Source organism: Pelagicoccus enzymogenes (genome assembly GCF_014803405.1).
GTDB lineage: Bacteria > Verrucomicrobiota > Verrucomicrobiia > Opitutales > Opitutaceae > Pelagicoccus > Pelagicoccus enzymogenes.
On record NZ_JACYFG010000040.1, the window covers coordinates 210,396 to 234,392 of the forward strand.

General features: G+C 59.1%; 19 protein-coding genes and 1 pseudogene. 10 read left to right on the forward strand and 10 right to left on the reverse strand.

Annotated features, from left to right (window positions below):
• Window positions 1-136 precede the first annotated feature (136 nt).
• The 4 genes from IEN85_RS17155 to IEN85_RS17170 form a co-directional block, all read right to left on the reverse strand.
• Entirely contained in the window at window positions 137-478 is a 342-nt protein-coding gene (locus tag IEN85_RS17155; RefSeq protein ID WP_191618333.1) for a cupin domain-containing protein, read from the reverse strand.
• A 26-nt stretch (window positions 479-504) separates the two neighbouring features.
• Window positions 505-1,134: a hypothetical protein gene (locus IEN85_RS17160; RefSeq protein ID WP_191618334.1), complete on the reverse strand. Its 630-nt coding sequence runs from the start codon at window positions 1,132-1,134 to the stop codon at window positions 505-507.
• Window positions 1,131-2,420: a DUF1501 domain-containing protein gene (locus IEN85_RS17165; protein WP_191618335.1), complete on the reverse strand. Its 1,290-nt coding sequence runs from the start codon at window positions 2,418-2,420 to the stop codon at window positions 1,131-1,133. The genes IEN85_RS17160 and IEN85_RS17165 overlap by 4 nt, the downstream gene beginning before the upstream one ends.
• Window positions 2,421-2,544: 124 nt before the next feature.
• Window positions 2,545-4,746, reverse strand: a complete 2,202-nt coding sequence (locus IEN85_RS17170) for a DUF1800 family protein (RefSeq protein WP_191618336.1) — start codon at window positions 4,744-4,746, stop codon at window positions 2,545-2,547.
• Window positions 4,747-5,095: 349 nt separating this feature from the next.
• Between IEN85_RS17170 and IEN85_RS17175 the strand changes: the two genes are divergently transcribed.
• Window positions 5,096-8,458 (forward strand): ATP-binding protein, encoded by a 3,363-nt coding sequence (locus tag IEN85_RS17175; protein WP_224772700.1) that lies wholly within the window; start codon window positions 5,096-5,098, stop codon window positions 8,456-8,458.
• Window positions 8,459-8,749: 291 nt separating this feature from the next.
• On the opposite strand, the gene IEN85_RS17180 is transcribed toward IEN85_RS17175, so the two are convergent.
• Together IEN85_RS17180 and IEN85_RS17185 are read right to left on the reverse strand one after the other, a co-directional pair.
• The gene (locus tag IEN85_RS17180) at window positions 8,750-9,031 is read right to left on the reverse strand and encodes a peptidylprolyl isomerase (protein WP_191618482.1); all 282 of its coding nucleotides are present in this window, start codon (window positions 9,029-9,031) and stop codon (window positions 8,750-8,752) included.
• Window positions 9,032-9,034: 3 nt separating this feature from the next.
• A pseudogene (locus tag IEN85_RS17185) lies at window positions 9,035-9,313 on the reverse strand (peptidylprolyl isomerase); the annotation flags it as partial.
• 138 nt (window positions 9,314-9,451) lie between these two features.
• Here IEN85_RS17185 and IEN85_RS17190 point away from each other — a divergent pair.
• From IEN85_RS17190 to IEN85_RS17200, 3 genes are all read left to right on the forward strand, one after another.
• A complete protein-coding gene (locus IEN85_RS17190) occupies window positions 9,452-12,490 on the forward strand; it encodes a carbohydrate binding domain-containing protein (RefSeq protein WP_191618338.1) in 3,039 nt (1,012 codons plus the stop codon).
• Window positions 12,491-12,615: 125 nt separating this feature from the next.
• On the forward strand, window positions 12,616-13,812 hold the full coding sequence (locus IEN85_RS17195) for an amino acid aminotransferase (RefSeq protein ID WP_191618339.1): 1,197 nt from the start codon (window positions 12,616-12,618) through the stop codon (window positions 13,810-13,812).
• A gap of 197 nt (window positions 13,813-14,009) precedes the next feature.
• Entirely contained in the window at window positions 14,010-16,301 is a 2,292-nt protein-coding gene (locus IEN85_RS17200; protein WP_191618340.1) for a PAS domain-containing hybrid sensor histidine kinase/response regulator, read from the forward strand.
• A gap of 442 nt (window positions 16,302-16,743) precedes the next feature.
• Here the strand turns inward: IEN85_RS17200 and IEN85_RS17205 are convergent, their stop codons facing one another.
• On the reverse strand, window positions 16,744-17,817 hold the full coding sequence (locus IEN85_RS17205) for a mannonate dehydratase (protein WP_191618341.1): 1,074 nt from the start codon (window positions 17,815-17,817) through the stop codon (window positions 16,744-16,746).
• Between the two features lie 25 nt (window positions 17,818-17,842).
• Window positions 17,843-18,601 carry an SDR family NAD(P)-dependent oxidoreductase gene (locus tag IEN85_RS17210; protein WP_191618342.1) on the reverse strand — a complete coding sequence of 253 codons (759 nt, stop codon included), beginning with the start codon at window positions 18,599-18,601 and terminating at the stop codon, window positions 17,843-17,845.
• A gap of 79 nt (window positions 18,602-18,680) precedes the next feature.
• On the opposite strand from IEN85_RS17210, the gene IEN85_RS17215 reads away from it, so the two are divergent.
• From IEN85_RS17215 to IEN85_RS17225, 3 genes are all read left to right on the forward strand, one after another.
• Complete coding sequence (locus IEN85_RS17215) at window positions 18,681-19,508, forward strand: helix-turn-helix domain-containing protein (protein ID WP_191618343.1); 828 nt, start codon at window positions 18,681-18,683, stop codon at window positions 19,506-19,508.
• 193 nt (window positions 19,509-19,701) lie between these two features.
• Window positions 19,702-20,511, forward strand: coding sequence for a PRC-barrel domain-containing protein (locus IEN85_RS17220; RefSeq protein ID WP_191618344.1), 810 nt, complete (start codon window positions 19,702-19,704; stop codon window positions 20,509-20,511).
• A gap of 51 nt (window positions 20,512-20,562) precedes the next feature.
• Entirely contained in the window at window positions 20,563-21,069 is a 507-nt protein-coding gene (locus IEN85_RS17225; RefSeq protein WP_191618345.1) for a flavin reductase family protein, read from the forward strand.
• Between the two features lie 133 nt (window positions 21,070-21,202).
• Here the strand turns inward: IEN85_RS17225 and IEN85_RS17230 are convergent, their stop codons facing one another.
• Both IEN85_RS17230 and IEN85_RS17235 read right to left on the reverse strand, forming a co-directional pair.
• The gene (locus IEN85_RS17230; protein WP_191618346.1) at window positions 21,203-21,574 is read right to left on the reverse strand and encodes a hypothetical protein; all 372 of its coding nucleotides are present in this window, start codon (window positions 21,572-21,574) and stop codon (window positions 21,203-21,205) included.
• Window positions 21,575-21,669: 95 nt separating this feature from the next.
• Window positions 21,670-21,972, reverse strand: a complete 303-nt coding sequence (locus IEN85_RS17235) for a hypothetical protein (protein WP_191618347.1) — start codon at window positions 21,970-21,972, stop codon at window positions 21,670-21,672.
• A 146-nt stretch (window positions 21,973-22,118) separates the two neighbouring features.
• Between IEN85_RS17235 and IEN85_RS17240 the strand changes: the two genes are divergently transcribed.
• The 3 genes from IEN85_RS17240 (at window position 22,119) to IEN85_RS17250 (ending at window position 23,966) form a co-directional block, all read left to right on the forward strand.
• Complete coding sequence (locus IEN85_RS17240) at window positions 22,119-22,991, forward strand: alpha/beta hydrolase (RefSeq protein ID WP_191618348.1); 873 nt, start codon at window positions 22,119-22,121, stop codon at window positions 22,989-22,991.
• A gap of 93 nt (window positions 22,992-23,084) precedes the next feature.
• Window positions 23,085-23,483, forward strand: a complete 399-nt coding sequence (locus IEN85_RS17245) for a VOC family protein (RefSeq protein WP_191618349.1) — start codon at window positions 23,085-23,087, stop codon at window positions 23,481-23,483.
• Between the two features lie 54 nt (window positions 23,484-23,537).
• Entirely contained in the window at window positions 23,538-23,966 is a 429-nt protein-coding gene (locus IEN85_RS17250) for a GNAT family N-acetyltransferase (protein WP_191618350.1), read from the forward strand.
• Window positions 23,967-23,997: the final 31 nt, after the last annotated feature.

Consider the following 23,997-nt stretch of genomic DNA (forward strand, 5'->3'; position numbering starts at 1 on the left):
TGCACAAAAAATGCCAAGTGGCACAGAGCACACTTAGCATTGACTATAAGTAACTTACAAAATCAACGAGCGTAATTGACGGCTCGTTATTTCACATAGCGAACCGTCTCATCGAGCCAGTTTGACACAGTGCCGCTCAGTCGAACCATTCGTCTTCCGGATCGAAGGCTGGCACCGGGATGTTTACGATCTTGAGCTTGCCGATCGCTCGGTGACGGCATCCGGGCTTGATAAGGATAGAGGTCATGGGCTTGACCGGGTAAAGCTCGCCGTCCAGCTCCATGTGCCCTTCCCCTTCCAGCACGAGGTAGATCTCCGTGAGCTTCTTGTGGTAGTGCGTCTTCGCGTCCTTCGAGATGTCCACTAGATGTAGCGTGGCCACGGGATTGTCGGGCGTGGCAAAAGCGCGTCGCGACTGGCCACAAGGACAGGGAACGGAGGGGATCTCGTCCAGCTGCGATATTTCAAATTTGTTCATAGCCGCCAGCAAATCACGGCAGCCCGCTACCGCAATGGCAAAGCGGAGCTGGCCACCACCACGATATCGTCTTCCGTGTAACGTTCTCTGTCGGGGCCGTTGGAACGTATTTCGATCCGCGTCATCGACTTCGCATGGAAAAACAGAGGTTCCCCCCAACGATCCAACAGCCTCCCTTCCGGATCCAAAAACTTGTTGGTCCGCGAAACAAAGGCGATCCCCTCTGGATTGTCGCCAGCCAGCGATGCGAGCACATCCGCGTTGGACCCGACCGCAATCAAGTCCGGGTCTTTGAAATGCAGCCAGAAACGTTGAAGTACGGATGCCACCAATCGCAGGTCTCGCTCCCCACCTCCTGTATCCGCTCCGTAATGACGCAGCAACTCTGGATGCTTCACATCCGTCACCACATCCCCTTCCTCCAACTCCCAAAAGGGAGCGTCCACCGTCGGAGGCGACACCATCTGCTCCGCATTCGAGGGCTCTGCGTTACGACTCCGTTCGCTGGAGTCCTCCAAGGCTCTCGGCGCTGTATTGGCTGATGGATACGCCAGCGGCTTCTCCCGTGTCTCGGGAAGGTCGCGACGCCACAGGTACACTCCTGCAAGGACAAGCGCTCCTACAAGCAAAACAGCAAAACCGCCAACTTTCTTCATCCCCAAAGCCCCAGTGGGCTCGAGCTGGATCCGAGGTCGTAGAAGCGCTCGATGTTAGGCAGGGCTAGGGACAAGTCCGACTGCGAAGTCCCAAGCCAGAGGGCAAGCTCCGCGAAGTACTGGTCCACGGAGGTGGTAGGAATGAGGCGACCGCGGCCCGTATCCAAATCGTTGCCTAAACCGATGTTCTCCGGGTAGTCGCCGTAAAGTCTGCCGCCATGCAAGCCGCCGCCGAGCACGAAGTGGTTCCCGCCCCAACCGTGGTCCGTGCCATCTCCGTTGCTGGTAAGAGTCCGGCCAAAGTCAGAAGCGGAAAACAGGACCACTTCGTCTTCCAATCCCATCTCTTTTATGGCTGCCCAAAAGGCGCCCACCGCATCGCTCACTTCCCGCATCAAACCTTCATGGGCATCCATCAGATCGTCGTGCGTATCGAATCCGCCACGACGCGTTAAAAAGGTCTGCCGTTGGTGCCCCAGATTGCCGCTGGCCGCGATGCTGCGAGCGATCATCTTGAGCTCGTCTCCAAGGCGAGTGTCGGGGAACTCCGTGGAAAAAGGGATTTCCTCTCCGACTGCTGCATTGAACTCCACCCCTAGGTCGATGGCGCTACGATTGAAACGGGCGTAGGTACGCTGCAGGAGGTTTTGGTATTGCTGATCCAATACGCTGTCCACCGCCCCTTTGAAATACTGGTGGTCTTCATTCCCGTAAAACTGCAGGTCGATCGCTCCATTGGGTGTGATGCTGTAGGGAATCAGCGAATCTCCGCTCTGCAGGATGTTCGTCCCGGCAAGGGAGATGTTCATGGACACCTTCGGCGACTCGTTCAGGGCATCCAACACGTCCGCCATCCGCCCAAACCACCCTTTGGAATCCCGTTTGTCTGGCGTAGAGGTTTGCCAATGCATCACTTGGTCCGAATGGGAAAAGAGCCCCAGCGGGAGTCGAGCGCTCCGGTTCTCGAAAGCGGCCAAAGTGGTCGGCTCGATCAAGGTCCCGACATTGCAAACGAAGGCGAGCTCCCCGGCAGCGTACAGAGATTGCATCGCAGCCATTTCCGGATGCAGCCCGAAGGCTCGCGCGCTGGCTGCATCGGCGATCGGCAACAGCTCCTCGGCTTGCAGGCTCAAGCCAGCGCGAGCCGCTCGATAGCGTTGAAACTCATCCGATTCCCGCGGCACGAGCATATTGAAGGAATCGTTGCCGCCATCCAAGAAAAGGCAAACCAGCGCCTTGTGCCCGCCCGCCGCCGGTAAGCCCTGGGCCGAGACGCGACTGCTCATCAAAAGGCTCGTCAGGGTCGAATAAAAGGCCGTGCTCCCCACCGCCGCGCAACTCGCCTGCCCGATAAACTTCCTCCGGCTTAACTTCTTTCCTAGATCCATTCCTATCGTGCCCAAACGTTAACTACAAGGTGACTGCAAACTCCGACGACAACATAGCGATTCTCACCAACATCCCGACCGTCAGGCGATCGTCGAACCAACCGGCCCGGCCCTCGTAGGCGTCGAGCATTATTTCCCGCGTCGCATCCGTCATGGTTCCGTGGAAGAGCACCAAATCTAAGCGATCGATTACCGCGCCGACACCCTCGCTCCTCAAAAGAGCGATCTCGTCCGTGAACTCGAAGGTCATGCCCGGTTCGTATTGGCCGTCGCCATCGTCATCCTGCCACGCAAAGCCCCACATGATAGCGCCTCCATAGATATTTTGCGTCGCCATCGCCGTCGAGGAGTTGAGCACTTGGAACTCCGGACCCACCAAACCCGCATCCGCCATCTCTCCCTGCGGAACGTAGTCGGGCTGGAAGAAGTTAAAAACGGAATTCGAGCTCATCACCCGCTGCCCCATCTCGCTGGGATGCTCCCAGTCCGGAATGAGCGGCTTGCCGCCATCCACTGAAGCCGCTCCGAGACTCGTCACGATGCGCACCCACCTCAAATAAGGTTCCCTCAGGCGGCCGGCAAAAAGGTCGTCGTCCGAAACCGGAACCCGAGCTTCCGCGTCGAGCAAGATCGCTTTCACGACTGATTTCATGTCGCCCCGCACGCCCTTTCCGTTGTCCGCGAAAACCTGAGCCACACGCTGTACGTATCCAGGACTTGGATTCGATTTCACCAAGCGTTGAATCAGGCGATACGAAATAAAGGGCCCAACATTGGGATGGTGAAACAAATTGTCGATGGCGGCCTCAAAGTCATCCATCGCCACGCGGCCAGGATCTTCCGAAAAGGCAGGCAGCACCGTTCCATTGAGCAACACCTTGCACTCCTGGTCATGCTCGTGCTCCCAAGCCTTCATCGGCGCATCCCAAACCCACTGCCCAAAATCGAAATGCCAACGGATGTCAGGACTATTGTTCTCGCCGCCAAAGGCGAAGCCGGTGAACACGCGGGCAAAATTGGTGATGTCCTCGTTGTCGTAGGTAGGAATCGGATTTCCCTCCGCGTCAAGCTTGCGGGACCCATCGGGATTGAGCTCGAAAAGCCCGATGCTGAATAGCTGCATAATCTCGCGAGCGTAGTTTTCGTCCGGATACCGGTTCTCCTCGGGATTCGCCTTACGATTCTTCAGGTGGCTTAGATAGTTCCCCATAGCCGGGTGAAGCGAAGTATCGCGCAAGAGGTCCCTCCAGTTGCCAAAAGAATGGTCCAGCAACATGTCATAAAAATCCGCCATGCCAAAGGTCGCCGCCCCGCCATCCAAAGCTTGGTCCGAGAGCACGTAGACCTCTCCCAATGCCACCGCCAGGCGCTGGCGAAGCAAGTCCGAAGAATTCATCACTTGGTCCCACCAAGCATAGTGACGATGGACCCAAAAGAAGTTTTCGACATTGTCGCGCCACCACTTCGTTCCCGGCAGAATGTAGCCAGGCACTTCGGCAAACTGCCCATCTATCCACGCCCCGAAACCGAGCGAGGCAACTGTCTCTATTTCCTGGATACGCGAAGACAAAGACGCTTGAGCGAGAAATCGGGAAGCCTCTTCCAAGCTCGGGAGAGCTCCTGCCACCTGTTTGCCGGCGACATCGAAAGTGCCTTCACTGAAAAAGCGGTCCATCAGTTGGGCAAGGTCTCCCGCGCCGAAATCAGGATCGCTATGCGTCGCGAACGGATCCGTGCCCAGCAACTTCTCCTCGAAGTCACCGAGTCCATCGCCGTCCTGATCGCCCCCAACCCGGAAGCGCATGAAACGCAGCGTCTGCCCATCCGCCTGGCTCACCAGTCGCTCCGGCCCTCCCGAACTGAAAAGGCGGTCCGGACCTTCCTCCCAGTTCACCAAATCCCCGCTCACCTCCACCGAGTAGCTTTGCCCTTCCACGCCTTCGAAAACGAAAGCGACTCCCTCGGGATCCCATTCGAATCGGTAAGGCTCGAAGCACGAAGCGGCGTCGAACGGATCCGTCCCGTGCTCGCATTCCTCCCGGTTGCTCGAGCCGTCGCCATCCGCGTCCTCTCCAGGCAACAGATCTTGAGCGTCAAACGCCAGTTCCCATACGTCGCTCAAGCCATCCCCGTCTCTGTCCACCAAGGTCTCCGCCCCTGACGCCGCGGATAGGACCGAGGCCATCAGGCACGCTGCGGCACAGAGCTGTTTGTTCGCTAACATGTGTTTCGGGCTTGGGGTCGTTCAATCGGACAGCGGGGAACCGTCGCCTCGCCTAGTAAACGCGCCGTCGAGGCGAAACTGAAGCGATATCCTGCAAGCTCAAGGCGCCGCCACCCCTAGAGCCACCCTAGGCTCGCGCTTTCCAATGAATGAAGGGGACCCATCCTACCAGATACCAGAAAATGCCCCGAGCATCCCTTCTATCCGCTAAAGGCTCGTTAAAATGGCTCGCGGCGCGTTCACCCCAATTGCCCTCTGTCGAAGGATAGTGGTATAGAGGCCGGAATCCCCTTTAAATCAGACGAACCGAGTGTACCACAACCCCATACGTACTTTCCGGCGGACCTGCTTGGCAATCCTTTGCCTCGCCGCCTACCTCGCGCCTTTCCCGGCTCGAGCCGAACTCCCGATCGAAACCATCGAGAAATGGGGAGCTCCCCACATCGAGCGCTACGTCCCCAAAACCACGCGTATCGGCTCGCCCGTCAAACGCATCGCCATGCTCCCTGACGGCGACATCGCTTTCCTCAGCGAAAACCAATTCACCGTGTTCGACGGTACCCAGTGGACCGACATCCACTCCCTCCAGCGACCAGGGCTGCTGGCAACGCTGTCGAGCGGGCAGACCATCGCGTCCAGCGGCAGCGGCCTGAAACGAATCGAACCCAACCGCTACGGACACTACGATATTCAGACCCTTGTCAGTCCCCAGGACCATCCCGAACGCCACGCCCTCTTCCCCTACATAGCCGACGCCCGCGGATACCTTTTCGCCCTGCAGGGCACTCTCCTCGTCACTGTCGCCCCCGACGGAGACATCCGCAGCTACCAGCTCGAAAGCTGGGCCAGCGCCCTCTTCTCCATCGGGGACGAAATATACACCACCGGTGGAGCGCCCGCCTTGATCAACCGCTGGGACTGGGAGAACGAAACCTTAGTCGACGCCCAGCAGCCACTCAACGACACCGAATACCTTTGGTTCAGGGACGCGCGAACGCGAAGCGAAGGCGGAGCCTGGCTGCTGAACGAACAAAACCGAATCATCGGCTTCGACGGCACCAAAAGCTGGTTTTGGCCCGGAAACGCCACCATCGCCGCGCTCGGCGGCTCCATCCAATGCTTCGAGGAAATCGCCCCCGGCCAACTCGCCATAGGCACCCACGCCGCGGGCGCCCTCGTGTTCGACAGCAAAGGCATCCTCCAGCAGCAAACCAGCAAGAAGCATGGACTCGACAGCGCCAGCGTGCTCGGCATCGGGGCCGACAACCAAGACGGCCTTTGGATCAGCACCAAGCGCAGCATTTCCCGCGTCCAGCTCAGCCCCAGCACCTTGGTCTACGACGAGCGCCACGGCCTCACCGAGGCCATCGTCGCAGCGGAAGTGCTCAACGACCGGCTCTATCTCGCTACCGCCAGCGGACTCTACGTCAACAATCCCCACGCCAACAGCATGGCCGAAAGCTTCGTCCTCAAGCACCCCTTGAGCGGCATCAACGACATCCTCGCCTACCGCGGCAAGCTCTTCGTCGCCGGATCGAACCTTAGCCTAGTCGACGAAAACGATGAGCTATCCGTACTGTCGACGGAAGGATCGACCAACCTGTGGCAACCGAGCGCCGATCCCGACCTCGTGCTCGCCGGAAACTACCGCGGCATCCTCGCCAGTCGCTATTCAAACGGTAGCTGGGGCGCTCCACGCTACCTGGAAGGACCCCATCGAGAAATCTTCGGCCTAGCCGAGAGCAGCGACGGGACCCTGATCGGAAGCACTGGAGGGAACGACTACGCCAAAGTCGTTCTCCTGGGAGACAATGGCCGCTTCGAGCTACGCCAGCTCCCCGTCGACATGCAAGACGTGTGGAGCATGGTGGTAGAAATCGAAGGAGAAATCTACGTCAATTCGAGCCCCACACACCGCTGGAACAGCGACAAGGACAGTTTCGAGCCAAGCCCCGAGATGGGCTACTACCAAAGCGAACCTCCCTATGGATTCGACCACATCTTTGGCACGTCGACGGAAGACACGTGGATCAGCGTAAACGCCCGCCGCGGAAAAACGGTCCGGCGTCCTAACCGCGAAGTTGTCGGACAAATATCCGGCATGAACGACGCCCTCGAAGCCAGGGCTAGCTGCATCGCGTACGACAGTGCGGGGCGAGCCTGGATCGGCGGCAGCTTCGGGCTCATGCTGGCTCGCTATCCTACAACCGAACCTGACCCGCTTCGCGCCAGTCCCCAAATTCATCGTCTGATCTCCCTAAAAGACGAGGCGATACTGCCAACCATTGCCGAATCGGACGCTTCCATCCGCCTGAAACCGAAGCAAAACTCGCTTCGCATCGAGGCCGAGTTCCCCCACTTCCTCGCATCCTCCCAAAACCAGTTCCAAATCTACATCGAAGGACTCGACAAGTCGTGGCCGGAGCCCAGTACCATCCCCTTCCGCGAAGTCACCAACCTCCCGCCGGGGCGCTACACCGTCATCCTCAACGCCCGCAACACTTTCGGGCAATCCGCGTCCAGCGCCTTGCCCCTCTTCGTGGAGACTCCCCTCTACCTGCGCCCCATCGCCTTCGTCGCCTACTTCCTCGGAGCCCTGCTCGCCGTCGCCGCCATCGTTTACTTGTACAATCGGCAACAGATCCGCCGCAGCCGCCAACTCCAAAAGATGGTCGCCGAGCGGACCAAGGAAATTGCCAACAAAAACGACGAACTCGAAGCCCAAGCCCTTCGCCTCGAGGTGCAAAACGAGGAACTCGAAGAGAAGACCGAAGAGCTGACCGCAACCACCGAGGCGCTCACCAACACGCTCAACCAATTGCATCAGATGCAAGATCAGCTGGTCGCCACCGCCCGCACCGCAGGCAAGGCGGAAATAGCCATCAACGTCCTGCACAACGTCGGCAACGTGCTCAACTCGCTCAACGTCAGCGTAAACGTGCTCAGCCAACGTGCCCAGGAATCCCACGCCACCAAGCTCACTCGCCTGGCCGCTCTCGTCGAAGCCCATCGCGAGTCCATCGCCGACTTCATCGCCAACGATCCTCGCGGCAAAAACGTGCCCAACTATTTGATACAGCTGTCGAAAACGCTAGAGGAAGAAATCGCAAAAAACCTCCATGAACTCGGCGTCATGAGCGACGACATCGACCACATCAAAAGCGTGATCGCCGCCCAGCAAACCCATGCCCGCAGCGAGAGCGTAGTCGAAACCGTGCGACTGCGGGAACTCTGCGTAACCGCCCTCAACATCGTAGGCACCGAGCGCAGCAAAACCCAAGTTGAGGTGATTAACGAAGTCCCGCCCGACATCGCCATCGAGAACGACAAGCACCGTCTCCTGGACATCGCCCTCAACCTCATATCAAACGCTTACGACGCCATCGACGAGCAGGCGCCGGAGATCGGCGTCATCACCCTCAAGGCCCACTCCAGCGGAGAGACCGTCGCCTTCACCGTGCAAGACAACGGCGTCGGCATCGCACCTGAGAACAAGGAAAAGCTCTTCCGCCACGGCTTCACCACCAAACGGGACGGCCATGGCTTCGGCCTGCACAGCAGCGCCAACGCCGCAAAAACGCTGGGCGGAAGCCTTTCGCTGGAATCTCCCGGCAAAGGCCGCGGCGCCACCGCCACCTTGACCCTGCCGATTTCCTTCCCAACTCCAGCCAAGAGCCAAAACGCCCCAGCCGAAGCCAAGGCTCAGCCCTAAAGCAAGGCCCCCAAGCCAAGCGAAAGCTTCCCGCCAAGAACACTTTCCTTTTGAACAGTCGCGCTCTCGCTCAAACATCTATTGTGGGAAGCGGCCTTGTGCCGCGATATGAAGCGTCTAACTAAACGAAAAGCGTTCCAGTAACAAATCCCCCCAACCCGATCAAACCGATCGGCGCGACTCCCCCCAGCAGGCACGCCCTTGGCTGCTCCCTCCTGCGACCCCGCAAAAAAGCCGCCTCCTCGAAACAGAGGAGACGGCTCTAAAATGTTCCGTAACAGCGGCTGCTGGCTACATGTTGCGCTCAGTCACTTCCAACAGGTGGTAGCCGAACTGGGTCTTGACCGGACCTTGTACCTCGTTCACCGGAGCAGAAAATACCACTTCGTCGAACTCCGGAACCATCTGGCCACGGCCAAACTCGCCCAAGGCTCCGCCGCTTTGGCCCGACGGGCACTTGGAGTGGGCCTTCGCCAGATCCGCAAAGGCCTCGCCTGCCGCGATCTTCGCCTTCAAGTCGCTGCATTGCTCCTCGGTCTCCACCAAGATGTGGCGGGCGCTAGCGCGCGGCATGGAATCCCCGCGCCCCGTCACTTCGAGCAGGTGGTAGCCGAACTGGGTCTTGACCGGACCTTGCACCTCGTTGACGGGAGCGGAAAAGACCACCTTGTCGAACTCGGGCACCATCTGGCCTTTGCCAAATTCGCCTAGCTCCCCGCCTCGCTGGCCGGAAGGACACTTGGAGTGCTCCTTGGCGAGATCCGCAAAGGACGCGCCGCCCTCGATTTTAGACTTCAGTTCGTTGCAAAGCTCTTCGCTCTCAACGAGAATGTGACGGGCACTTGCTCTAGACATGGTATATATAGGTCTTTCGGTTTCGTGTTCGAATTTAAGAGGACGGACAACCTTGCAATCTCGCTCGGAAGCGTAAAGCCCCAATCTGCCTCGCAGCCATTCTTGCGAACGAACCACCCCCTGATGCCCCTAATGAGGATGAAGATTACCCCCGCGCTCATTTATCTCCTTACCCTGCCCAACTCCCTCTTCGCAGGGGACCTGATCCCTTTCACCCTTCCTTGGGACGACGATGCTGCCGGCATCACCGACCTCTCCGACCTCAACCACGAAACCGCTGGCCAACACGGCTACATCGGCGTCGACGCGAACAGCCACTTCTCCGCCGGAGGCGAACGCGTCCGCTTCTGGGGCGTCAACATCACCTCCCGTTCCTGCTTCCCCACTCACTCGGAATCGGAAGGCATCGCCGCCCGCCTCGCAAAGTTCGGCTTCAATATCGTGCGCTTCCACCACATGGACAACAATTGGGGAAGCGGATCCATCATCGACTACGCCCAAGGCAACTCCCGACAGCTGAACGCCGCCAATCTGGAAAAGCTCGACTACTTCATCGCCCAGCTCAAATCCCACGGCATCTACTCCAACATCAACCTCATAAACTCCCGCGACTTCAAGGTCGCCGACGGACTCGACTCCCAGGTCGAATCCCAGCTCGACTGGAAGGAACGCCACGTGCTCGGCTTCGTGGACGAAACCTTCCGCGATCTCGAGAAGGAATTCGTGCGCCAGCTGCTCACCCACACAAACCCCTACACCGGGCTGACTTACGCCGAGGATCCCGCCATCGCGGTGGTAGAGGTCAACAACGAGAACGGCATCTTCCACCAGTACTACGGAGGCTCCGTCAACAAGTGGCCGCAAGTATACAAGAACCAACTACAATCTAAATGGAACGCTTGGCTGCAAGACCGCTACGCCACCACAGCCGAGCTGCTCTCCGCTTGGAGTGGCGACAGCGAAGCGCTCGGCCTCGAAAAGCTGGCCAACCCAAGCTTCGACAACGGACTCGCCAACTGGAACTCCGAGGAGCACCAAGGAGCTGACACCAACGCCACCACCGGCCTGTTCGACGGCCGCCAAGCCATCAAGATCGACGTGCTCACCACCAGCGAAACCAACTGGCACGGCCAACTCAACCAAAGTGGCGTGAGCCTCGAAAAAGACCAGCTCTACACCCTCTCCTTCTGGGCCAAAGCCGATGCCGAACGCAGCTTCAACGCAGGCATCGGCCTCGCCTACGCCCCTTACTCTGGCGTGCAAAACTACTCCGGACTCACCGCCACTACCGAATGGCAACAGTTCAGCTACACCTTCGCCTCCAGCGTATCCGACGATAACCTACGCCTCAACATCTCCAACTACATCGGCCAAGCGGGCCCAATCTACTTCTCCGGCTTTTCGCTCCGCTCCGGGGCCGACCTCTCCGCCTCCCTGCCCGCTGGCCAGAGCCTCGAAGAGGCTAATATATCCAACAACACTAGCGACGGCTCCTATTTGCCCAACCGCAGCCTCGACTGGACCCGCTTCCTCATCGACCTCGCCACAGACTATTGGACCGACATGCGGGACTATATCAAAGACGAGCTCGACTGCGGCGGGCTCGTCAACGGTACCACCATCATGAACTCCACGCCCAACATCCAAGGCGTGTATGATCTCGTGGATACGCACTCCTACTGGCAGCATCCCAACTTCCCCGGCCAGCCTTGGGATCCCGACAACTGGACCGTCAACCCCGTCTCCATGGTCAATACTCTGGACAACACCTTCGCTAGCCTCGCCAAGCAACGCGTCGACGGCTTTCCCCACACCGTATCCGAATACCGCCACGCCTACCCCAACCCCTTCGCCTCAGAAGGCCCCCTACTCGTTGCCGCCTACGCCTCCCTGCAAGACTGGGACGGCATCTATTTCTTCGACTACTCCAAAGGCGGCACCGGCACCTGGGACCAAGGCTACTGGGACGGCTACTTCAACATGAACGCCCATCCCTCCGCCATGGCCAACGCCCTCGCCGGGGCCCAGATGTTTCGCAACCACCACATCGCGCCCGCCCAAAACCAAGTCCTCATGCGATTCGACCCTGCTACCGAAGCCCAAGTCGTCGCCACCAAAGGACGCGCCTGGAAAGTCGGGGACGGCCGCGACCTCGAAATCCCGCACGAACTGGCGCTCACCCACCAAGTCGCTCTCTCAATCGGCAACGAAGCCAATGGTCTGACCACTGCCCCCGCCGCTCCGAGCGGCCCCAGCTACCCCTCCGACACACAAGAGCTCATTTGGGACCTCTCCTCCGCCAACAAAGGCGTCGTCACCGTCAACACTGCAAAAACCCGCAGCATCGTCGGCTACATAAACGGACGAGATTTCGACATCGGAAACGTCAGTATCGACATCGCCACTACACAGGAAGACTGGGCCACCCTCACCCTCACCGCCCGCCAAGGCTCCTTCGAAAACCGCTACGCCCCCGCCAACATCCTGCTTGTCGCCACCGGACTCACCGAAAACACCAACATGGTCTGGACCGACTCCACCAAAAGCTCCGTCGGCCGCAACTGGGGCCAAGCCCCCTCGCTCACCGAAGCTATCCCCGCCACCATCACCCTGCCCTACCCCGCCGAGCGGGTCACCGCCTGGACTCTCGACGAGACTGGCCAACGCCTCGCGGAGATCCCCGTCATCGCTAGCGGCGACGATGCCACCCTCGAAATCGGCGGCGCTCACCAATCGCTGTGGTACGAAATCTCCGTTGAAGCTGGCGACCCTTACCAAGCCTGGCGGGAGAGCCACTGGACCGATTCCGCCGAACAAACCGACGAGGATATTTCCGGCCGGGCCGCCGATCCCGACGGCGACCATATCCCTAACCTCCTCGAATTCTTTGGCCAACTCGACCCCAAGTCGCCCGACAGTCGAAACCCTATCCAGCAATCCGTCCGCATCGTCGACGGCAAGCCAACCTTCACCTACCAGCTTCTCATCCCCTTGGACTATCCGCTCGAGTACCTGCAAGTCGACAACAGTTCCAACCTCGAAACTTGGCAAAGCCACCCCATCGGCAACGCCCCGATCAGCCTCCAAGTCGACTCCCACGACACTACCCACAACCTCCTGACCATCACCCACCAAACCGCCGCCCAAACGAGCTTCTCTCGCCTCGCCCCCCAATAGCCCCGCTTCCCCCGCAAGCTTCTTCCACCTAGCTTCATCCTTAAATTGACACGCCCCCGTCACAAACTACGGTCGCCGCTGCCTTACTTTGCACCAACAGCACAAAAGCCACAAAAACTAGAGCCATGTCACACTTCGACACCGTTAGCCTCGCTCCCGCGGATCCCATCCTCAGCCTCACCGAGGCATTCAAGGCCGATCCCAATCCCGACAAGATCAACCTCTCCGTAGGCGTCTTCGTCGACCAGTCCGGAGTCACTCCCATCCTCGACACCGTAAAGGAAGCGGAAAAACGCATGCTCGAAAGCTCCACCTCCAAGAGCTACCTGCCCATGACCGGCACTCCCGCCTACGCCAGCCTCACCCAAAAGCTCTGCTTCGGCGAAGAACTCGCCGCCCAACTGCAAGGGCGCGTCGCCTCCCTGCAAACGCCCGGCGGCACCGGAGCCCTGCGCGTCGCCGCAGACTTCATCGCCAAAAACCTCGAAACCAAAACCGTTTGGGTCTCCAACCCCACCTGGGCCAACCACAAAGGCATCTTCGCCGCCCCCGGCCTCAAGGTCGAAACCTACAACTACTTCAACTCCGCGACCCTCAGCCTCGACTACTGCGGATTCCTCGAATCCCTCGAAGCCATCCCCGCTGGAGACGTCGTCGTCTTGCACGGCTGCTGCCACAACCCAACCGGAGCCGACCTTACCCTCGAGCAATGGGAAGACGTCGCCCGTATCGCCGCATCCAAGAAGTGGATACCTCTCATCGACTTCGCCTACCAAGGTTTCGGTGACGGAATCGAAGAGGACGCCGCTGCTGCTCGCATCGTAGCCAAGGCCGGCCTCCCTGCCTTCGTCTGCCAGTCCTTCTCCAAGAACCTCGGGCTCTATCAGGACCGCGTCGGCGCCCTGCACGTCGTGACCGACGACGCCAGCAACTACGCCAACGTCGTCTCCCAGCTCAAGATCTCCGTGCGCGTCAACTACTCCAACCCGCCCGCTCACGGCGGAGCCATTGTCACTACTATCCTCTCCGACGAGAAGCTCACCGAGCAGTGGCATGCCGAGCTCGCCGCCATGCGCGAGCGAATCGCCAGCGTGCGTACCCAATTTGTGGATGCGCTCAAGGCAGCCGGCGTAGAACGCGACTTCAGCTTCCTCACCCAGCAAAAAGGCATGTTCTCCTTCACCGGACTCAACAAGGAGCAAGCCGTCGCCCTGCGCGAGAAGCACAGCGTCTACATCGTCGACTCCGGACGCATCAACGTGGCCGGCATCACCGACGACAACATCGACCGCGTCGTCGCCGCCATCAAAGCCGTGCTCTAGCGGGCCAGTAGCCACGCTAATTCCGATTTCCATAAGGCGAGCCTGCAGGCTCGCCTTTTTCGCGTCCGCAAAAGGGCAAAGAAGCTTCCAGAGCGAAGGGAGCACTCGCTGCGAAACGCAATGCATAAGTATGCAAGACCCTCAGGAATTGCATTTCCCTCTTTCAGTGTTCATTGCTTGTCCGAAGCCAATTCTCCATGAAAAAGCCATGCAAAGGCGATAGCGACCGTTTCCGAAGCTACTTCGTGAACACCCACGCCCAATTGGTCAACGCACCGACCTCCTCCTCTTCCCCAGAAGCGCCTCCCGTTCGATGGGTTTCCCTCCTTCATCCAAGGCTTGAGGAAACCTGCCAAGCCGCCTTCGAAACCTTCGTCCAAAGCGGTCTGGCAAGCTCGCACGTCGACCTGCCCCTTTTCGACGGGCAGATTTGGAGCACTCTCTTACTCGAGCGCATTCCCGCTTCCGCAGACAAGGAAGAGGTAATCAAAGTTACCCTCAAAAGCGCCTCCGACAAAGCTCAACCAAACGAACGCAGCTACCGCCAGCGTTACAAGGATCTGATGCGCAAAATGAACCTGCTCATGAGCTCGTCGCAGCAAATGTGCTGGGACTGGGACCTTGAAAGCGACTCCTTGAGCTTGGTTGGCCCTCAAGAATGTATCCTCGGCTACCGGTATTCCGATATTCCCAGCGGCTCCGAATTCTGGGTCGAACGCGTCCACCCCGCGGACCGCGAAGACGCCCAAGCCGCCCTGCGGCAAGCCATCGACGGGAATAAAGATACCTGGGATGCAGAGTACCGCTGCAAGAGCGTCGACAAACAATACCTCTGGATAAAGCAATTCGGGGTCGTCACCCAACGCGCCTCTTCGGGCCAAGCCACCCATATGCTGGGCACCACCCAGCTCATAGAGGAACGCAAGCAGACCGAAAACGAGAAGCTGCAGTTGCTGGAACGCTACCGCGCCATCGCCGAATCCCAAGGCGACGCAGTCGTGCGCCTTGGAGTCGACCACCGCATCACCTATTACAACTCCATTTTCGCGAGGCACTTCCTCGACACCCAAGAGCTCGACCTCGAGCTCACCCTCGAATCCGCCATCCAGCGCTACCCCAACCTTTCCGACTTCAAAGCCATCACCGGAGAAGACTCCAAGCTCAGGCTACGACGCTCTTTCATCACCCACAGCCAGAGCAAAAAAGGCCAAGCGATTCGCCACCTTTGGCAGGCGACCACCATCGGCAACCCCCTCAGCGGGGCCCAAGAAATCCAGCTCGCAGGCCGAGACGTGTCCGCCCTGAAATCCCTGGAGGAGGCCCTCGTCAGCTCCAATCGGCAAAACCAGGCCAAGGACCGCTTCCTGGCCATGATCAGCCACGACCTCAAGACCCCTCTCAATCCCATCCTGGGATTCTCCGAGATCCTCACCCGGCGCCCCAACGTCGACCCCAGCATCTCAGAGATCGCCCGCAGCATCAACGCGGCCGGTCAGCAGTTGCACGAGCATATCAACAGCTTGCTGGAAATCTCGAAGATGGATCCGGAGATCTACGACCAGGAGTTCGACAGCCTTTGCCTCAACGATCTGCGAAACGACTTCGAGTCCACCTTCGCGCTCAAGGCTGAAAGCAAAGGCATCACCTTCCTCACCTCCTTGTCCGGCCCACGCGACGAATCCTTCGCCCTCGACAAGAAACTGCTGCGCAACGTCCTCAACAACCTCATCGACAACGCCATCAAGTTCACCGCCGAAGGACAGGTCATCCTCCTGCTGAGCTACCAGACCTGCACCCAAGCCGGCGACGACGCTAAGCTCCACTTCAAAGTCATCGACGAGGGCCCCGGCATTCCCAGCGACAGCCTCAAGAAAGTCTTCGAGCCCTTCGTCCGCATCGATTCCTCCAACTCGCGGGAAACCGAGGGAGCCGGCCTCGGACTGAGCATATGCCAACGCGCCCTCAGCATCCTTGGAGGCGAAATCGAAGCAATCCCTAACCCCAGCCACGGCATGAGTTTCAGCGGCTGGATCCCCCTGCGTTGCTTCCAAACCGGCCAACGGCAACAATCACAGCAATCCAATGACGCCGGCTTCTGTCCGCCCGCCAATACCCGCACCCTGATCGTCGACGATATCAAGAGCAACCGAGAGGTACTCAGCGAAGTCCTTTCCGAACTTGAGCTTCCCTGCGAGAGCTGCGCCGACGGCCACACCGCCCTCGAACTCATCTGCAAGAACCCATACGACATCGTTTTCCTCGACATTCACATGCCCAAGATGAACGGCATCGAAACCTTCAGCCGGCTCCGTTCCCTGCAAAGCGACCGACCACGCCCCTACATCGTGGCCGTCACCGCGGACTCGACCCCACAGATCAAGCAGTCTTGCACGGATTGCGGTATCGAAGATTTCATTACAAAGCCCATATCCCGGTCAAAGATCAAACGCGTACTCGGCGACTTCCAAAAACGCCAACGGCGCGCCTAGCGCAAAAGATGGGACGTCCTGTGGGCGCGGTCGTCAAATCCCTACAATCCAACCTGGTGGCGCGGCTTTGGGCGCTGACGCTTTGTCGCTTCGGTACCGAAGACGCATTGCAACGTAAACAACTCAAAGGAGGGACCGGTTCCACCCGGTCCGCGCTGCAGGAGCAACGCAGGGGCCAATCCTCCCTTCCCCCTCACTGCAGCAAATCCCCCTTTTGCGGAAAAAGTGAATTTTCGGTGGGAAGCGACCTTGCGTCGCCATTTCCAACCTGATCAATCGCGGCACAAGGCCGCTTCCCACAATCGAATCACCCAGAAAGCCAGCTAACTCACTCCGACCTTGAGCAATCACCCCCCAAAAAAAAGGGCCCGGGCCGCGGAAAAGTTCCCCCCAGAACTATTACCTCCGCTAACCCGGACCCACAAAAAAAGCGTGCCTCGCTCTATCTATCGGCTTTGCCCAACAAGGCTTTCATGTAACCCATCGAGTAAGCCATGCCCGCATACCAAGGAGCTGAGCAGGCCATAGCGGGAGCATGGTCAGGAATCAGGACTCCCTGAAAGTCATGCTTCTTGAGAATCGCCACGATCCGCTCCATGTCGATATCGCCCTCGTCAATAAATACCTCTTCGTAATGAGGAGCCTTGCCGCGGACGTTGCGAAAGTGCACGTATCCAATTTTCTGTTGCGCCGCGTATTGCTCCGTCGCCTCGTAAATGTCGCCCTCGGTCATTTCCGCCAAGGTGCCCAGGCAATACTCCAGACCGCTGCACTTGCTCGGCACGATGTCCAAGAGGCGCTGGTACATGTCGGGCTGGTAGACCAAACGCGGCGTGTCGCGCAAACGGGGAACCGGAGGATCATCCGGATGGGCCGCCAGCATCACGCCCGCTTCCTCCGCCACCGGAACGAGCTCCTGCAAAAAATAGCTCAAACGCGCCCAAAGCTCGTCGCTGCTGATACGAGTACGCGCGGCCGTGCCGGTGGCGTTTTCGTCAAAAGTCATGTTCCAGACCATGCCGTCGAGCATCGGCTCCTCGTCCACGAAACCTTCCATGCCCACGCCCCCCGCTTGCCCGCGAGCGTAGTTGCCAGTGGTGCGACCGTAAACGCCCGCAAGGCTGAAATTGTACCCCATCACCGCGATGCCGACTTCGCCCATAGCCCGAATCATCTGCTTCAAGCCCTCGATCTGCTGCCGCTTCTTCGGGCCGTCGAGCAAGACGTCGTGCCAATGCGCCGGGTCAAAGTTTTCGATCGCGTGCCAAACCAAGCCTTCGCTCTCGATCAGGTCCTTGATCTGCAAAAGCTGCTCCTTGCTCCAGAGCTTCTCCGGATCTCCAGCGTGCCCCCAGCCTCCGCCGCGACCGCCCGTCGTCGGTTGGTCCTTACCATCGCCCCCTTGGTTGAAGTAGTCCACCAAGTGCACCACGATATGGGTCGCGCCCGCCTGCTTGGCGAAGCGAAGATGCTCGCGATCGAGCATATGCCGATAAAGGCCAAATCCAAGTTTCATAAACGTATCAACAAAGAAACTACACTTAAAATCCGATCGACGCTCCGCCGTCTACCGGCAGGCAAACTCCAGTCACGAACTTAGCCGCCGGCGAAGCTAGGTAGGCAGCCGCCCAGCCAATGTCTTCCGGATCCCCAAAGTCGCCCAGCGGCGTGCGGGAGAGGATCTTCTCCTTGCGCTTAGGATCGGCGTTTACCGCCTTGTGCATGATCTCGGAGTGGATCCAACCCGGAGCGATCGCGTTGACGCGCACCCCACGCGGCGAAAAGTCCGCCGTCAAGGCTCGGACGAGTCCGAGGTGAGCCGTCTTGGCAGCCGAGTAAGCAGCCACCATGGGAATGCCGAAAATAGAGGCCATCGAAGCCGTGAAAATGATGTTGCCCGTTCCCCGCTCCATCATGGCTTTGCCAAATTCGCGGCTCAGAGCGAAGGCCGCGTTCACGTGCGTCTGCATCACCGTTTGAAACTCCTCGTCGCTGATGCCGCTGGCTTCCTTCTTGAGGTGCACGCCGGCGTTGTTGATCAAAGTGTCGACCGGACCGAGCTCCGACTCCACCGACTGCACGAACTGCGGGACCGCCGCCAGATCCGTCACGTCAAACACCCGATAGCTGGCCCGCTCGCCAATTTCCGCCGCCGCCTCTTTCAAGGCCGATTCGCGACGCCCAACCAAAACCACCGCGGCGCCGCTGGCAACCAGGCACTTAGCCATGCCGAGACCAATTCCAGTGCCTCCTCCAGTGATCAAGGCGCGCTGCCCAGCGAGATCAAATGCGTTTCTCATAACAGTCTAATCTAGCAACTTCTCCCCTAATAAAAAGAGAATTGATAACGGTGAAATTAACCCAATGTTATAAATTCCTATGTCCGAGCGAAAATATCCCCATCGCCTGCTCCCCCCCTCCGAACTCTATCCAACTTGGCAGGGAGACATCAACGACCCGCTGGTCTACCTCGGTTGGGGGGAACGTAACTTCGCCCGCGAAGCCATCCCCATGCACAGCAACCCGGGCTGGACCTACTGGATTCTGCTCGAAGGCGAGGTCACCCTCGAGCACCGCCGCGGCAGCCAAGACTTCCAAGCCGGCGAAGGACTGCTCTGCGGGCCAGACTTCCCCTTCGGCTTTCCCCTGCAAGCTGGCAAAGGCGTCAAGGTCATCAATTGGATCTGGAAGGATCCGCCCTTGCGCGAGCCCGCCCCGCCGGCCGACTTCTACGAAACCGCGAACTTCTCCCAAGACCTGGTTCGCCTGCTCAGTTCCCTTCACGAGCAGTCCCGTATCGTAACGCTGGATACATCCGAGCAGAACGCCTTCGCCCTCTTCCACCTCCGCGGCATGCTCGACCTGAGCTTCCGGCGGGCTGGAGAAAACAAAAACAGCCGCCCCGGACGCAACCGCATCCGGGCCGCCCGCCAGTGGATGCTGCACAATCTCAACAAGACCACTCCCGCCACCACCTTGGCACGCTTCCTCGACATCTCGCCCATGACCCTGCACCGTCTCTTCATCGACGAGCTCGGCGAATCCCCCGGCCAGCACTTCCAGAAGCTCAAGATGGACCATGCCCGCCACCTGCTCAAACTTGAGGGACGCTCCGTCAAAAGCGTCGCCTACGAGATGGGCTACCGCCATCCCCAAGACTTCAGCCGCGCCTACAAAAAACACCACGGAGCCGCCCCCAGCCAGTAAACCTAGAGGGACGGCTGCCACGCCGTCCGCCGCATCTTCCCGTGCGCCTTGCATTGCCCCACAATGCGAAAAGCAGGCCTGAGCGAGACTATCGACATTCCCGCCCTCCTCTCCACGGGCAGCGCACAGGCTGGCGCGGGGCATGCGGTTCCTAAACCGAACCATCACCTTAACTCAAAGGAAAGGACTCGTCATGTTGAGAAGCATCCATGACACATTCGGCTACCCCGTAGAAGCCCTCGACGGAACCCTCGGTAAAGTGAAAGACACCCTCTTCGACGACCGCCACTGGCGCATGCGCTACTTGGTCGTCGACACCGGACGTTGGCTCCCCGGGCAAAAAGTCCTCGTCAGCCCCCACCACGCCAAACAGCCGGAAACGGGCTGGCAACGGAAGCATTTCCCCGTCGAACTCACCAAGGAGCAAATCGAGAACGCTCCCAAGATCGAGGAGCACGAGCCAGTCTCTCGCCAATACGAGCGCGAATACGCTCGTTACTACAAGCAGAGCCAACCGTATTGGTCTGGCCCCTACACTTGGGGATTCACCCAGGAGCCCATCTTCTTTCCGCCACATGAGGAAGTTCAAAGCCCCTCCCGCGTGGAGCGGGAGCAGCACTCCGAGAGGCTGGACCAAATAGCGGAGAGCCACCTACAGTCCGCCAAGGAGGTCATCGGCTACCACGTCGACGCCCGCGACGACAGCTTCGGGCACGTGGAGGACTTCATCTTCGATGACGAGAAGTGGAAACTTCAATACCTTGTAATCGATACCAAGAACTGGCTGCCGGGCCGCAAGAGCCTCATCGACATCGGCTGGATCGAGTCCATCGACTGGAAGGAAAACTACGCAACCGTCGGACTCTCGCGCAAGCAGATCGAGAACGCTCCCAAATACGACCCCAGCGCCCCCATCAACCGCGACTACGAGAAAAACCTCTACGACTACTACGGACGCCCTTACCACTGGAAGGAAGACGCTTCGGTCCTCACGCCTATGTGAGAAAACCGCTCTTCCAGCGCCCTAGAACACCAATCAAACCACCCAAATAAAATGACCCCCATAAGCTCCATCGACTCCAGCAAAACCAAGACCACCCACGAGGTGCTCCGCCAATTTCCCTACAGCATCTTTGCAATAGGCATCGGCTCGGACGAAGCGGTGAAGAGCGCCCTCATCGCGAGCTGGGTCATGCAATGCTCCTTCGATCCGCCACGCGTAGCGGTCGCGATCCGCAAGGATAGCAACAGCCACCAACTGATGACCGAAGAACACTGCTTCACCGTAAACCTGCTCAGCTCAAAGCAAACCGAATTGGCACGCGTCCTCGTCAAGCCGCACGACCGGGACGAGGACAAAATGCTGCACGTCCCGCATGAGATCGGCAGCAGCGGAGCTCCCGTAATCACAGGGGCCCTCGCACACTTGGATTGCAAACTCGTCGAAACCGTGGACGCAGGCGATCATAGCTTGTTCATCGGCGAAGTCATAGACTCCTGCCAGAACGCTACGGGCACCCCTCTCAGCTGTAAGCATATCGGCTGGACCTACGCTGGATAAAGGAAGAGCGCCTTCGCGCCAAACGCCCTTGCCAGGTAGCTGAATGCCGCCTGCCAACCTTAAACAAAACAAAAAGCCGCAGCCCCAACGCTGCGGCCTTTTATTTGGTCCCGATAAAGTAACTCGAAACGTTTTACCTAATCTGTGACAAGGCTTCGTAAGCTTCCTCCAAAACCGCCTCCCATTCTTCCTCACCCACCGTGTCCAACTTTTCGATACTTTCCTCCAATCGCTTCACATCCTCGCTGTCCAGATTCTTACCCGATTCCTGCGCGAGCTGGAGAGCCTGCTGCAGGCCCGCCTTCACATGGGCACGATTCTCATGCGAGAACCGCAACTCCTCCTCTATCGTTTCCGCACCCTCCCACTCTACGGGAGCCACGTTCTTTTCCTGAAACTCCTGGCTGCCCTGCCAACGCAGAACCAGACCCGTGACCGATACCACGGCCACCGGAAGGAAGATACGCAGCGCGTATCGCTTCACCGAATACGGTTTTTCATTCATAGCTTACCTGTTGGTTAAAGCGCGACAGCGAGTTGCCATCCCCCATCCTTTAACGTCGATAGGATCATCGTAAAAGCGAACAGGGAGTACGATGGCTACGGGTGATACCGCATCGCGTTCGATTCCTCCTGATCGTCCGCCGCTCGCTCCACTCCTGACTTAACAAGGTCTTCATGAGCCCTCGATTCATTCCGCTCCTTCTCCAAGCGGGCTTGTTCCTTTTGCTCGGCAGCCTCGGCGACACGCTCGTCTTTCGACTCGAGCGGAACCTCCACCTGGGCCAGTTCCGTTTCTACAAGCGGTTCAACCGCGTCAGCCAACTCTTCCCATTCCCGAGATGCTTCAGAGGCGATGGGCTTGTCGGCGGAGGAGCGATGAGAGGTCGATTCAGATTTCATAAGAGATAAGGGGTTAGGGTTTTATATCAGAGAAGCCCGCCGCGAGCGCCGCCGCGAGCCACATGCCTTCCATCCTGCCAAAACCGCGCCAACGGGTTATAAGTTTATAATTGATAACTATCACACCTTCCCCATCGTGCCAAGCCATGGTACCCCGCCCGCTGCCCGCCCTCCGCTCTTGCCTGCTCGGCTGCTGCTTGATTTTCCTCGCTGCTGCAGCTTCCGCCGAGCCGCCGCCCACCCCTCAAGGCTACGACGGCGCCGAAGCCTACGCCTACCGGGAAGGCGAAAACGCGATGCTGCTGCACATCGTGAAGCCGGAGGGCTGGAAACCGGGGGACAAGCGGTCCGCCCTCGTACACTTCTTCGGCGGAGGATGGGTGAAAGGCTCGCCGGACAAGTCCATCGGCTGGGCCCGATCGCTTGCGAAACGCGGCATGGTCGGCATCGCGCCCGACTATCGGGTCAAGGACCGCTTCGGCACGACGCCTTACGAAGCCGTGGCCGACGCCCGCGCTGCCTTCCGCTGGGTACAAGAGAACGCGGAGAAGCTGGGCATCGATCCCGGCCGCATCGCCGTCAGCGGAAGCTCAGCCGGCGGACACCTCGCCCTCTGGACAGCCATCGCCCACAGCCCTTACGGCTCTAGCCCCGAGGAAGCCCCGCTCGGACCGCCCGCAGCCCTCATCCTCTTCAGCCCCGTTTCCAACACCAGCAAAGACCTCGGCTATGCCGCCAAACGATTTGGCGAAAACGGGCTCTCCGTCTCTTCCATCGATCAGCTCGACCCGCAAATGCCGCCCCTGCTGCTTTTCCACGGCGACGCCGATACGGTCGTTCCGCAAGCCCAGTCCATCGCCCTCGACGCGAAGTATCGAGCGACCGGAAACCAATGCCAATTCGTCAGCATCCCCGGCGGATCCCACAGCTTTTCCAGCGATTTGCCCGAGTGGAAAACCAAAAGCCGCGCCCTGATGAACGCGTTCCTCGAGCAACAAACCCTCCTTCCCGCCCAATAGAACAAGCTCCTCCAAGCGCGGCTGAGCCGATCCCTGAAACCCCACCGAGCTTGCCTTCGCTTTTCCCACGGGCCAGAAACGAAGAAAAGCAGAATGAATACAGAGCCAAAGGCCAAGCTGACCGCGTCTTCCCCCGTGCTTCTGGTAAAAGACGTGGTGGCCGCAGCGAACTACTATCGCGACACCATGGGCTTCTCCTACAATCGGTTCTGGGGAGAGCCGCCCAACTTCGTAATACTGGAGCGTGACGGGATGTACGTCATGCTCCGCCAAGCGGAGGACCCCAAGCATGTCGTTCCGCATTGGACCGTAGCTGACAAGCTCTGGAACATCTACTTTTGGGTGTCCGACGTGGACGCCCTCTACGAGGAGTTCAAAAGCCGGGGGGCCAAGATCGACTACGGTCTTTGCGACCAACCCTACGGCTGCCGCGAATTCGGCACCCAGGACCTAGACGGACACGACATCGGCTTCGGCAAAGTGGTGGAGTGAGCGGAGCGATGCAACGTTGCCTCTTGGAATCCTGCCCCTAAGACACTGCCACAAATGACCTTCCGCCAGTTCTCGACCCGTGACGAAGCGTACTCGATGGCCATCCAACTGCGCGATGCCCACTTGCGGGCTCCGCTTGGCCTGAAGCTCAACGAACTGGACACCGCAGGCGAAGACCAGCAGCTGCACTTCGGCCTGTTTGACGGGCAACGTATCCTCGCCTGCGTCAGCTTCAAGCAACTCGACGACAAACGAATGAAGCTGCGGCAAATGGTGGTCGACCCCTCCCTGCAAAGGTCGGGACTCGGAAGGACCTTAATCGCCAACGCTGAAGAAACGCTGATGAAGCGCGGCTGCCTGGAAATCACCCTTTCGGCTAGGGCGTCCGCACGGGCCTTCTACGAGAAGTTAGGCTATCGAGCAATCGGGGAAAGCTTCGTCGAGGTAGGCATCGAACACCTGAAAATGGACAAGTCCCTCTAGGGCAATCGTCCTGCGTTGAATCCACTGGAAT